This window comes from Pedobacter heparinus DSM 2366, from assembly GCF_000023825.1.
In the GTDB taxonomy this organism is placed as follows: Bacteria; Bacteroidota; Bacteroidia; order Sphingobacteriales; family Sphingobacteriaceae; genus Pedobacter; species Pedobacter heparinus.
In genome coordinates, this window is the sequence record NC_013061.1 from 2581815 (window position 1) to 2594909 (window position 13095).

General features: G+C 42.9%; 10 protein-coding genes. 2 read left to right on the forward strand and 8 right to left on the reverse strand.

Going from position 1 to position 13095, the window contains the following annotated elements; all coding sequences use genetic code 11:
* Nucleotides 1–94 precede the first annotated feature (94 nt).
* From PHEP_RS11065 to PHEP_RS11080, 4 genes are all read right to left on the reverse strand, one after another.
* Nucleotides 95–1249, reverse strand: a complete 1155-nt coding sequence (locus PHEP_RS11065) for a serine hydrolase domain-containing protein (RefSeq protein WP_015808048.1) — start codon at nt 1247–1249, stop codon at nt 95–97.
* Between the two features lie 458 nt (nt 1250–1707).
* The gene (locus PHEP_RS11070; protein WP_015808049.1) at nt 1708–3468 is read right to left on the reverse strand and encodes an ABC transporter ATP-binding protein; all 1761 of its coding nucleotides are present in this window, start codon (nt 3466–3468) and stop codon (nt 1708–1710) included.
* Nucleotides 3452–5191, reverse strand: coding sequence for an ABC transporter ATP-binding protein (locus PHEP_RS11075; RefSeq protein WP_015808050.1), 1740 nt, complete (start codon nt 5189–5191; stop codon nt 3452–3454). The genes PHEP_RS11070 and PHEP_RS11075 overlap by 17 nt, the downstream gene beginning before the upstream one ends.
* A complete protein-coding gene (locus PHEP_RS11080) occupies nt 5175–6239 on the reverse strand; it encodes a Gfo/Idh/MocA family protein (RefSeq protein ID WP_015808051.1) in 1065 nt (354 codons plus the stop codon). The genes PHEP_RS11075 and PHEP_RS11080 overlap by 17 nt, the downstream gene beginning before the upstream one ends.
* 190 nt (nt 6240–6429) lie before the next feature.
* Here PHEP_RS11080 and PHEP_RS11085 point away from each other — a divergent pair, with 190 nt between their 5' ends.
* Both PHEP_RS11085 and PHEP_RS11090 read left to right on the forward strand, forming a co-directional pair.
* Nucleotides 6430–7011, forward strand: coding sequence for a porin family protein (locus tag PHEP_RS11085; RefSeq protein WP_036674026.1), 582 nt, complete (start codon nt 6430–6432; stop codon nt 7009–7011).
* A gap of 245 nt (nt 7012–7256) precedes the next feature.
* The gene (locus PHEP_RS11090) at nt 7257–7568 is read left to right on the forward strand and encodes a hypothetical protein (protein WP_015808053.1); all 312 of its coding nucleotides are present in this window, start codon (nt 7257–7259) and stop codon (nt 7566–7568) included.
* A gap of 169 nt (nt 7569–7737) precedes the next feature.
* Here PHEP_RS11090 and PHEP_RS11095 read toward each other — a convergent pair whose 3' ends face one another.
* Genes PHEP_RS11095 through PHEP_RS11110 form a run of 4 tightly spaced genes read right to left on the reverse strand, consistent with a single transcriptional unit; the run spans nt 7738 to nt 13089 of the window.
* Nucleotides 7738–8835: a glycoside hydrolase family 43 protein gene (locus PHEP_RS11095; RefSeq protein WP_036674028.1), complete on the reverse strand. Its 1098-nt coding sequence runs from the start codon at nt 8833–8835 to the stop codon at nt 7738–7740.
* Nucleotides 8835–10046 (reverse strand): glycoside hydrolase family 88 protein, encoded by a 1212-nt coding sequence (locus PHEP_RS11100; protein ID WP_015808055.1) that lies wholly within the window; start codon nt 10044–10046, stop codon nt 8835–8837. Before PHEP_RS11100 ends, PHEP_RS11095 begins: the two co-directional genes overlap by 1 nt.
* A 38-nt stretch (nt 10047–10084) precedes the next feature.
* Nucleotides 10085–11317: a DUF2264 domain-containing protein gene (locus PHEP_RS11105; protein WP_036674490.1), complete on the reverse strand. Its 1233-nt coding sequence runs from the start codon at nt 11315–11317 to the stop codon at nt 10085–10087.
* 17 nt (nt 11318–11334) lie between these two features.
* Complete coding sequence (locus tag PHEP_RS11110; protein WP_015808057.1) at nt 11335–13089, reverse strand: RagB/SusD family nutrient uptake outer membrane protein; 1755 nt, start codon at nt 13087–13089, stop codon at nt 11335–11337.
* Between the last annotated feature and the right edge of the window lie 6 nt (nt 13090–13095).

The window sequence follows — 13095 nt, forward strand, 5'->3', positions numbered from 1 at the left end:
TATAGCTATTGTTTCTTATATCAACAGCATTTATAATGATTTGTTGAGCAAAATGCAATTTTACCAGGCTGGGTAATTTATTTTGAAAATAAAATTATTTGATAAAACTGTTATACAAGCTGCTCACTGTTGCCCTTAATACATCGTTAAAACCCCTGGTATAGGTAGGATTACAGCCATTGGTGATCACCACAATTCCAAATTTTTCATCAGGCTGAAAAAACATAGCACTATACAGGCCATAAGCAGAACCTGTATGCCCCTTCATAACTTTGCCGGGTATCATATCTGCTGTAGTCAATATGGCCAAACCATAACCTTCCTCATCAGATACTTTGGTCTGCATAATTTTAGCACTCTTTTTTGAGATGATCCTGCCTCCTTTATATTTTCCAAGGTTCATGTGCATGGTCATGTATTTTGCCAGGTCCGTCGCCGAAATTTTCATTCCTCCTGTCGGAGAAAATATGGGGGTGCTGTACCCCATTATATAATTCCTGATGTCCTCACTCCTCGGGGCATAAGCCAAAGGTGCTGCATTGAATTTCCGGGCTGCAGCATCATATTCATACAAGGTGGCAAAACGGCTGGCATCCAGCGAGTCTACACAATACCCGCCATATAAACCCAGGCGGTCTAAAATATGGTGTTTCACATACTGATCGAAACGCTCACCAGAAAGTTTTTCTATTACAGCCCCAACCATGTTGTAGTTCAGGTTACAATATCTGTATCCTTTTCCGGGTTCATAGTTGTTATAACATTTTGCCCAGTTCACATTTTTTTCCGGGTTAATCGCATCCAGGTTAAAATAACCTTCGCTGTCGTTGATGCTCGAGGTATGGGACATGACCATTTTCAGGGTAATTACCGTATTCGGATATTTTGGGTTTCTGACTTTAAAACCAACAAGGTTACTAAAGTCATCATCTAATGATACCTTTCCGGCATCCACAAACTGTAGAATAGAAGTTGCAGAAAATGATTTTGAGATCGAAGCGATCCTAAAGATATCCCTGTTTTCAAGCAGTGTATTTTTCTCTATATCTTTTAGCCCAAAGGAGTTGCTGTATATCAGTTCCCCTTTTTTTACCACTGCTACAGAAAGTCCTACAACTTCCAGCTTTTTCATGATGCTTTTTAATTCAGCTTCTGCTTCAGCAGTTTTTACCTGGGCAAGGCCAGAAAAAGTAGTGCATATAGTCAGAACAACTATCAGGTAATATTTTAAAGAGGTTATTGTAGTCATGGCTTAATGGTGTTAAGCCATGAAGATACATATTTTGAACAAATGCTTATGCATACAAAAGCCCTATGCTTAACATAGGGCTTTTGTTGGGTTGTTGTATGCTGTGCCTGCCCTACGCGGATCACCCACTCACAGGACTTTTTTGTCAGGATGTCTTGCAACTATTACCTATAACAATTTAGCAAATATGTAGTTTGGATTTGTGATAATTTTATTAACAAATTAACAATTCGCTGTCTTTTTTATATATCTGTTTCATAATGAATAATTTAATAAAACAGGCCCTTCTATAAAATTTATCTGATATAAGTTATATTTGTAGCGAGGTAATCATTAAAACCTAATTATATGGCAACTTTAATCAGCTTAGTCACTTTATCGGCAATCATCATTGTAACCGCATTTTATCTTACATTCAGGAAAAAGAAAGAAACCAGCGGACATTAATACCCCCGCTGTTAACTACTTCGTTTGCCTTTCAACAGCATGTCTATGGCATGGGCAAGCGTACCTGCTTTAATCACCTCACCTGAATTCACAAAATAGATTTCATCTGCATTTTCTATAGTGTTTAAGCGGTGTGCAATGATCACCAGGGTGGTTTCTTTTGGTAGTTTCTTCAGAATATCACTTAGCAATTGCTCCGTAACCGTATCTATGTTTGCAGTGGCTTCATCAAGAATAAGTAATTCCGGGTTTCGCAATACTGCTCTCATAAAAGCAATCAGCTGTTTTTGGCCCAGACTAATGCTGTCAGAATTGGAAGCAATTTCTGTTTCCAGCCCTTTGTCAAATAAAGCAAGGATACCCTCCAGATGAGCTTCCTTGATCACCTGTTCAAGCTGCGCATTGCTATAATCCGCATAAGCTTTGTTGCTATATAAGATATTATCTTTTACCGTGCCCGTAAAAAGAAATGGTTCCTGTAAAATGAAGCCGATCTTATTGCTGCGTTCTGCGGCAGTATATGATCGGATGTCCTTTCCGTTTAACAGCACTGTCCCTTTAGTGGTATCGTATAAACGGGCCATCAATGACGCTGTAGTGGTTTTACCACCACCGGTTGGCCCGATAAAAGCATAGGTCTTACCTTTTTGAAGCTCGAAACTGATATTGTGCAGTATTTCCTGACTACCGGCATACGAAAAATGAACATTTCTGAAGCTCAACAGTGCATCTGAGGTTTTTTCAGTGCTGTCCGTAATTACCTGCAGGTCATTTTCAAGCGATAAGATCTGGGAAATCCTGTCCCAGGCCGCCAAAGCCACCTGGAAACTGCTCCATAATGCGGCCAGCTGACGTAGCGGGTTATAGAAATTAACGGCATAAGACAGATAGCTGATCAGCAGACCGATAGTAAATTCACCTATTGCAATCAGATGGATGCCATATATCAATACCACCAATTGCGCAAGGCTGGAAAACAACCCAAATACGGGTATAAAAATGGTATTTGCTATCCCCGCCCCAATGGCTGTCCTGTAATTTTGCTGATTGGTCTCATCAAAACGTTTTCTGAAGTAATCCCGGCGGTTAAATGCAATGATCACTTTAAAATTGTTTAAACTTTCCTGTATGCCTGCACTTAAATTACCTACACTTTTCAGGTTCAGCGCATTTTTACTTTTTACCCAGGCAGATACCAATGCGGTAAATAGCAATATAAACATAGCCGGTGTAAGTGTAGCCGCCCCCAGCTTAAAATTAATCAGCAACAAAAAAATGCCCGAGCCCAGCATGGTAAAGATGCTGCTCAGAAACTGCATCAGTGACTGGGAAAAGAACTGGTTAAGTTTATCTGTATCGTTATTCACCCTCGAGATCAGATCTCCTGCTTTATTCTGACTGAAGAAAGATACCGGTAACTCCTGTAGCTTACTGAAAATTGCATTTCTAAGCGCATAAAGCGTCCGCTGCCCCACTCCCCCCATCAATTTGGTTTGCAGATAGCCCGTTGCCAGGGTAACCAGGAACATAACAAACAGCAAACACGAGTACAGCAGCACCCCCTCATATTGTTTGGTACTGATATATGTATCTATGGTATGGCCAATAATCAGTGGAGACAACAACAACAGTGTCGAATTGATCACGATCGCTACAAAAGCAAACAAAAGATTGCGGCGCTCATCCGAAATCAGCTGTAACAACTTTTTGAGCACTGCAAATGTAGATTTCTTTTCTTCCTTACCGCTAATCTGGTTAAGATTGTAGTTCATAATTGCTGGTGCTTTGTTGTGAGTTATAAATCTGAACGTATTCGGGACTGCTTTTCATAAGTGTGGCATGGCTACCCTGAGCAATAATTTCACCCTGCATCAACAATATAACCTGATCATAATTTTCTACAGCTGCTATTTTTTGTGTAACTGAGAGTAAGGTCAATCCGGGATAATTGCGCTGCACATTTGCTAAAATACGCTGCTCTGTATGGGTATCTACCCTTGCTGTAAAATCGTCCAGCAGCAATACTTTGGGGTTTAAGGCAAGTGCCCTGGCCAGCATGATCCTTTGTTTCTGTCCACCTGAAAGGTTGCTGCCCCTTTCGGCTATTACTGTACTTAGTTTTTCCGGCAGGGCATCTATAAAATCCTTCAGTTCAGCAGTTTCTATAGCTTTTTCCAGCGCTGCGTCAGTAACCATATCGTTAAATGCAATGTTTTCACGAATGCTCATGTTAAAAATAATGCTGTCCTGAAAAACAAACCCGATCTGGTTGTGAAAAGATTCCCTTACATATTGGTCAACCGCATGGCCGTCAAATAAAATTTCACCACTATCCGGTTTAATCAGCCCTGTAAGCAAATAAAGTAATTGTGTTTTTCCGGCAGCGGTAGGTCCAATAATTGCAGTTTTTGATCCTGCCTGCAACTGAAAGGAAATGTCCTTCAATACAGGCTTTTGCCCGTAAAATACATGGATTCCCTTCATTTCCACATTACCCTTTAAAGTATTGGTAAGTTTACCGGTATCCGCTGTATTTGCCTGGTTCAGCACATGGGCAATGCGACCGTATGACGCAGTAGCCTGTGCAATTACATTACTCATAAAGCCAATTACAATAATCGGGAAAATAAGCAGGGCCAGATAACTGTTAAATGCAGCAAAATCGCCCAATGTCATGCTGTTGTTTATAACATAATGGCCACCCAATAACAAAATGGTTAATCCTGCTAAATTGGCAACAAATATGATCAGGGGTATCAAACCAGCAAAAAGGTTTAATATAGAAAGGCCCAAATCCCGGGCCCTGGTATTTGCAGATAGAAATTTAACATACTCCAGCTGCTGTGAGTTGATCACACGGATCAGGGCAGCCCCCAGTATACTTTCATTAATCACCTTATTCAGCCAGTCTATCACTTCCCTGCTCTGTTTAAAAAGTACACTTACTTTTTTGATGACAAGAAAAAAAGTGACCCCAATGATGGGTATGATAGCGATAATGGCCAGGGCAAGCTTCCAGTTAATGGTCAGCAATAAGATCGTTGCCCCTATTATGATAAAAATGGATGAAGTGATGGAAACAATGGCCTGTGATATAAACATTTTGATAGAATCCACATCAGCAGTTAGGTTGGTAAGCAGTTTTGAAGGATTGGCCTGTTCTATATAAATATTGCTTTGTCTGGAAATCTGATCGGCAAGCTTTGTCCGGAGGTCTCTGGCTACTTTTTCCGAAGCATAAGTTTGAATAATGCTCTGCAGGAAGGTAAAAAGAAAAACAAACAGGATCGCTACAGAAAATTTAATCAGAATGGAATTGAGATCAAAAGTTCCATTCGTATAAGCATCTATTCCATTGGCCACAATTTTAGGCAGCAAAAGATTTACCCCATTGCTCAGTAATGCAAAAAGAAGCAATAAAACGATCAGCCCTTTATAGGGTTTTAGCAAACTGAAAATACCTGGTTTTTTTTGTCCGCTAGGAGATTTTTTCATGACTGGTAAAGCTATCAATTAATTGCATCGATAACAATGCCTCATCGGCCGAACAGGGATTATCGGTTCTGCCCAGGAAGTATTTCACTACCTGTTCTATCATGGGTTGCTGTACATGGGCCAAAGGATCAAATATAAAATCCTCTTCCTCACCCTGTTTGCTTAAGGTTACCTTATGGCCAAACATCGGAAAACTTATTTTTCCTTTGCTGCCAATAATTTCGCATACATCCAGTTTTTCAGCGGCTGTGAAACACCATGTACCGTTAAACAATACCCCATTTTTAAACAGGATCTGTCCGCTAACAACATCGTCAGCAGCATATAAGCCGGCCTGGTTTAAAGAAATCCCTGAAGATTTCAATACTTCCCCAAAAAAATAAACCATCAGGTCCAGCTGGTGCGGGGCCAGGTCATGGAACAGGCCACCTCCCGAAACGGCAGGATCAAGCCGCCAGTTGGTAGCAGAACTTGCAATCAGGTCTGATTGATGCGGCTGGAACAACTGGAGCTGAACAATACTCACGTCGCCGATAACTTTTTCATCTATCAGCGATTTGATCTTTAAAAACATGGGTTGCTCGCGCCGGTAATGTGCTACGCTCAGTTTAACCTGATGCTGCTCGGCAGCAGCTTTCATTCTCAGTGCAGCTTCAGCATTCATGGTCATCGGCTTTTCTACATAAACCGGTTTTCCTGCTGCCAATGCCATTAAAGTATATTCTTCATGTTGCAAAGGGGGTGTAGCTATATAAACAGCATTTACTTCAGGATCGTTAATGAGTGCAGCTGCATCGTTGTACCACCTGGGCACTCCATGCCTTTTTGCATAATCCATGGCTTTTGTGCCGTCTCTGCGCATCACTGCTACCAGTGAGGAATGGAGCACCTTGTTAAATGCAGGCCCGCTTTTGACTTCAGTAACGTCACCACAGCCAATGATCCCCCATTTAATCTCGTCAGTTGCATTTATTCCCAACATATTCCATATTTTTTCTATGAAGTAGTTAGGCTTATCGTTCATTTGATCACTTAATGATATCTCCATTCCAACTACTGCTTTTCCAATTTAAAGGCGTACAACCGTCTATTTAAGACTTTGATAAACAATGTAATTTACGATCGTAAATGTCTCGAAATAAATTCTTATAAACAAAAAAGGAAAGAAAATTGTTAATTTATGTATCAGAAACTGATCGTAGTTTCATCATCTATAAAAAATGTTAAATCAACGTCTTATGAAAAAGTTATTTTTTACACTTATTCTTGGAGGTACTGTAGCATTTGGAGCAAATGCACAGATCCAAAAAGGAAATGTAATGATGGGGGCCAATCTCTCCAACATCAGTTTTGGTTTAGATAAACCGAATGCCTTCACCTTTAATGTTAGCCCTAAAGCTGCCTGGTTTGTGCAGGACGGACTTGCATTTGGTGGTGAGGTAAACCTCGGACTGGCCACACAAAAAGGATCGGGAACAGATTTTAGCTATGGAGTAAGTGCCCTGGGTAGATATTATGGTGAAACAGGTGCCAACGAATTGGTTAAAAGCTCAAGGTTTTTTGGCGAAGCTACTGTAGGGATACAAGGATATAATCCTTCCGGCGGTGGCAGTACTAATGGATTGGGCTTTAGTTTTGGCCCGGGTTTTACTTATTTTGTAACTCCTACTATCGGGTTGGAAGCTTTGCTCAAATACAATGGTGTTGTTGGTTTTGGTTCAAGTGTTTATGCCCATAACCTGGGTGTTGGTGTTGGTTTCCAGATTTATTTACCCGGAAAAAGCACTGCAAGAAAAGTGCAGCGTGACATGAACCAATAAACAGGTTTAGTGTAAAATAAAAAAACGGGGTCCGGTTGGTCCCCGTTTTTTTTTGGCATGTTATATCCCTTCTGAATTAGCGGCTATACGCAGCAAAGTGTAGAAGAAGTCTACAATTAAAAATCTATATAAAATTCATAATATGTTATTAATTAGATAGTTAAATGTTTTTTCTCATTTCTGGCATCATTATGAAACCTATACCAGATATAATTAACAAGAATTATTAATTGAAAAAATAAGTTATGAAAAAGATCATTTTATCAGCAGCCTTTTTAGCATTAGCAGGATTAACCACAGTAAAAGCAACTGAAGTAAAAAACAACGTACCGGTTGTGGCTTATCAGGACAGTACTACCAAAACCCCGGTTGAGCTGAAAGACCTTCCGGAAGCAGTTCAAAAAACACTGCAGTCAGAGCCGGTTAAAGCATGGACACCAACGGAAGCATTTTTAGTAACCAATGCCGATAAAACCTCATACTATCTGATCAACGTTAAAAAAGAAGCCGAAACCGGTTCTCTTAAAATAGATAAAGACGGTAAGGTTGTTCAATAACCTGAAGGATGTTAGATCCCTATGAATACAATCAGTACAAAAAGCCGGAGCAATCCGGCTTTTTGCATAAAAATTCATATTTATTTGCATTATTCAAATTAATACGTACATTTGTCCTGAGAGCGTTAATTTAACGGGGGTAAGTCTTAGGACCTATCCCCGTTTCTTTTTATCCCCCCTCTTCTCCCGAAGGCTTTTTCAACAGTTTGCCTGCTGGCTCCGGTTTTCCAAAATCCGGGTTGCCATCTTTGTCCCATTTAAACTTTTGCATCATGATATCACGTTCCCAGCCCGGCTTTGTGCTACGCTTGGTATGGTAAATCATCCACCATTCCTTCCCGTCTGGCGAAGTGGTAAAACTCGCATGCCCCGTGCCATGAACTGTCTGGGTACCCTGAAATACAGGACCGGATTTCAGCCAGTTGGCAGCATCCAGGAGTGATCTGGCCGGATCCTTTAAACGGAGCTGTCCAAGTCTGTATTCAGGTGTCCAGGATTCACGGGTAGAGTAAATGATAAAAACCTGTCCCTTATGCAGTAAAAACTCGGGGCCTTCGTTCAGGTTCAAAGGGCCTCCCTGTTCCCATGGCTGGTCGGGGCCCGATAGTTTAACCCGTTTTGAACTGATCGTCCAGGGATTGCTCATCTCTGCAATATAAAGCTGCTGCGATGTTTTATCTGTATCCATATTTTTTTCCCATCCTGACCATACTGCATAGAGTTTGCCCTTTATACTGGCTACATTTACATCAATTGCCCATATCGTACCACTCGGATCATTCTTATCTACACCTGTCTGTAATAATCCCCGGTCTATATATTGTCCCTGCGGATCATCAGAAACCGATTCCAGTACACCAGAGCGCTGATGGATATACGGCGCTCCCTTTTTTCTGCCCGCGGCATAATAAATATACCACCTGTTGTTCATGTGATGCAGTTCAGGAGCCCAGATCTGGGTCGAATTCCAGCCGGTATCCGGGGCTGTCCATACTGTTATTTTGCTGCCGGGCTCCGTAAGTTTCAGTGATCTGCAAACCGAAATCCCTTTACTGTCCACGTTCCCGTTGCTCAGGCAGGTATAATAATATTTTCCCGATTTAATTACCCAGGGATCTGCCCCCGCTGCTATCGGGTTTTTAAACATCCCTTTTAAGGTATCCGGTAATTCATTTTTACCCTCATCTGCAGCGGTATATCCGCTTAAGGTGGCCAGCATGCAGCAGGATGTAGCCATAAACAACCAGCTTCCTATTCTTCTTTTCATTATTTCTGTAGTTTTTTATAACGCAGTAAGGCCTCCGCATAATAATAATCTGCATAGGTAAGCGGCACATCCACTTCAGATTTCCCAGGCAGGTGACCTACACTTTTGGTTAGCAGAAAACCGCTGTTTTCTCCGTATAAAGACTGATAAGGAGGTTTTGACAGTGAACGGATCATGAGTTCAGCGGCCGAAACGTATTGATCAGCCAGTGCTTTATCAGTATAGCCGGCCAGTTCCAGCAAAGCCGATGCAATCAGCGAACCGGCAGAGGCATCTCTCGAAGCATCCGGAATATTCGGTGCATTGAAATCCCAGTATGGAATTTTATCTGCAGGCAGCTTAGGGTTGTCAAGTATAAAGCCAGCTATCTTTTTGGCCAGTTCCAGGTACCTGGTGTCTTTAGTTTCCCGGTACATCACTGTATAACCATATAGGCCCCAGCCCTGTCCCCTTGCCCAGGCAGAATCATCTGCATAGCCCTGCACCGTTTGTTTTTTACGTACGGCACCGGTATTGCTGTCGTATATCACCAGGTGATAGGAACTGAAGTCGGGCCTGAAATGATTTTTCATCGTAGTATTGGCATGCGTAACTGCTATGTCGTAAAAAGATTTGTCACCTGTTTCTTTAGCTGCCCAGAACAACAGTTCCAGGTTCATCATATTGTCAATGATCACCTTAAATTCGGATGGGTCTTTAGAGTTCCAGGAACGGATACAGCCCACTTTGGGGTTAAAACGACTGGCCAGGGAACGGGCACTGTTAATCAGGATCTGCTTATAGGCCGCTGATGGTTTCAAACGGTTGGCATTTCCAAAACTGCAGTACATCATAAAGCCCAGGTCATGCGTGCTTTTGTTAAACTGTTCTTTTTCCAAAAGCTTTAACCGGTTTAGCGCCTCGGTATACAGTACCGGGTCTTTGCCCAGTTCATACAGGTACAAGAGCGTACCCGGATAAAATCCGCTGCACCACCATTCAGAATTGCTGGTCACCAGTTTCCCGTTTTTATCCAGGCTACGTGGCAGTTTATCTGCAGGGATCTGCTTCATAAAGTATTTATACTGTTCTTCTGCAGCTTTAATGTCTTTATCAACAATTTGCGCAAGGTCATTGCTGTTTTGGTTCGCTTTACGGACACCACATCCCCCTATCGCAAAGGAAACTGTGGTCAGTACAAACAGGCTTTTTAAAATCAGGTTTCTTTTCATTGAAATTTTTATTTGTGTGTTTATTATTTACTAAAATACTACTCCCGGGCATGGTCTGTTGTTACATCCAGACCTTTCCAGATCTTTTTTGCCGTCCAGTCGGCATCAGGCCCTTTCCAGAAAGGGTCATCAGCCGGTAAGCCCAACATCAAAAAGGCTTGCGAGCATAAATATAAGCTTCCTGTCGAAATATATTCTTCACCAACGCCGGGCTGATATCCATATAGCCCTATACGTAGCCATCCGGCCTCGTCAAAGGTGCCTGGTGCTTCTACCTGCCTCCTGATCAGGGTATACAAGGCAGCTCTTACCTGCTGGGGCAACAGCTCTTTTGGCAGGTTTTTCCGCAATACGGCCTGTGCCAGGCTCTGGAAAGCACCAAACCTGTAGGCCAGGGAACGCCCGATGGGCGGATAAGTCCCTTCCGGAGAAATCAACCTTTCCTGCACTTCTGCGTAGCGGTTTGCCCTGTTGTTTACCAGGTCAAATGTTCTTTTATCTATACTTTTTCGCCCGGCCAAAACAGCGCATACATCAACCAGCATAGGCTGGATCACAAAGCTGTTGTAATAATCCCAATGGAAATTAGGCCCGTCACCATAAGCACCATCACCCTTATACCACAGCATATGCGATTTCAGTGCATAATCAATGCGCATCCTGTCACCCGAGTTGTCAAATTTTAACAAGGCTGCTTCAATTGTTGCACTAAACATTAGCCAGTTGCTGTAGGATGGGATAATGGCTCTAGACGATTTTAAGGCAGCAATTACATTGGCCCTGGTTTTTTCGTCCAGCGGTTCCCACAACTGCCCGGGTGCTCTCAGCAATGCCTGGGCAAAAAAAGCAGCATCAACCAGCGGCTGCCCGCCTTTATTGAAATTCATAAAATCCGGCCCTTCGGGATCTGTCGCATTGTGGATTCCTTTTCTGGCCAGTTCTATGTATTTTTTTCGCAGCAGGCCCTCTTCTGTTTTATCGGGTCCCAGTTCCAGCCAGGGGGCCATGCCCGCCAGTAAACGCCCAAAAGCCTCCAGGTAAGTATAATTTTTTCTGCCCTCTGTTTTTGCCTCAACAGGCATTAGCTCTTTTAATTTATTCTGGCTCAATACCTTCAATACCGGATCTGCAATTTTACTTAAGGTCTGTACCAGGTATTTTCTTTGTTGCTGCCCCGCGTCCGGAGCAGGTAGCCGGGCGGCAAAAGCATCGGGCTTTGCTACGCCCATCATCAGGAAAAGTGCTACGGTCAGGCTCCAATTTTTCTTCATCTGTGTATCTTTTAATTTTACCATCCCGGATTTTGGATCAGTGCGGGCATTTTCGAAATTTCTGTCTGGGGGATAGGCAATACATACATGGCAGGCCTGAAATTGTGCTTGCGTACAGGTGTAAGCGCATAGGTATAAGTACTGCCCGATTTGGTGATCTTTATGCCCTGGGTGGTCACATTATCAGTTTGCTCCGCAATCTTCCAGCGGCGCACATCCCAGAAACGGTGTTCTTCAAAAGCCAGCTCTACCCTTCTCTCATTCTGTATCACCGCGCGCATCTCTTCCTGGCTCATGTTCGCTTTTAAGCCGTACAAGCCATCAGTACCCGCTTTTATCCCTGCCCTGTCTCGGATCTCAATAAGTTTAGGATAAGCCTTACTCGTTTGCCCGCTTTCATTAATGGCCTCTGCATAATTCAGCAATATCTCTGCATAACGGATCATGGCATAGCCTCTCTGTGTAGTAGCTGTACCATTTGCGCTTACATTTTCATCACACATTTTACGGCAATAATATCCTGTGGATGAACCGGAATACGGCGTTTTGATAGAGATGCTGTCCATGGTACCGCCCGCACCTATAAAGGTATATACCGGGTCTTTCCGGTTGGTAGTCTTGTTAAACCAAAGGGCCCCATTGTAAATAACGGTATAACCCATGCGGGGATCACGGTTGCTGTATGGGTTTGCTGCATCATAACCCTGTGGGTTGGATGGCGATTTCAGGTCGGTCGCAATCGGTTTCCCATTGATCGTCCCAAAATCGTTCACCAGGTTCTGCGTAGGCGATGAATACCAGTTGCCACCTCTTGATGGTGGATTGTAGAAATTTTCAAGGTCTTTATTGTTCGGCTTTAGCTGGGCAAAGATGAACTCGGGATTGGGGGCACGTGTTAAAAATACCTTGCTGAAACCTAAACCTGGTGTACTGTTGTCTTTCATCAGCGCATATTGGTTCAGGTTGATCACATCTTCTGCAGCTTTTGCAGCATCTGCCCAGCGACTCAGGCTGGCCGCAGGATAACTTACCAGGGCTGCTTTTACCGGGTCTGAAGTGATGGCCCCACCATTAAAAAGCGGACTGGCGGCATATAACAGTATCCTCGATTTTAAGGACAATGCCGCACCTCGTGTTACCCTGCCATAATCCCTTTCCGGGTAATCATCAACCAGTGGCAAGGCAGCTGCAATCTGGTCTAGCTCCTTAATCAGGTAGTCTACCGATTCTGCGTAGGTATTTCTAGGTACATTTACTTCGTCGCTGGCTTCAAATACTTTATCACCTATAATGGGTATACCACCAAAAGTTTTCACCATCATAAAGTAATACCAGGCCCTTAAAAAGCGGGCTTCGGCCTTGGTCCTTGCCTTAAGGGCGGCCGATAAAGGTGATCCATCTGCTTTTTGCAGGTAAATGTTGGCCCGCCTGATGTTGGCATAACCGGTAGTCCATACATCTGCAAAAGGAACATTATTGGCATTAAAGGTGGCATAAACTACAACAATGGTTTTTTCTGTGCCACCAATATTGCGGTATTCCGCCTCATCGCAGGTCTGTTCCAGGTTTCCCTTGCTGTCCCAGCGGCTTTTGGAATAACTGGCATGGATATCTGAATAAATCCTTGCCAGAAAATCCATGGTACGCGCACTATCGGCAAATACACTTTCTTCTGTAAATGCCGAATCATCTTTGTTATCCAGAAAATCACCCGATTTTTTACAGGCCGATATGGCCAGAAGAAGGGTCAGTAAATAGCATATCTTTTTCATGATTCT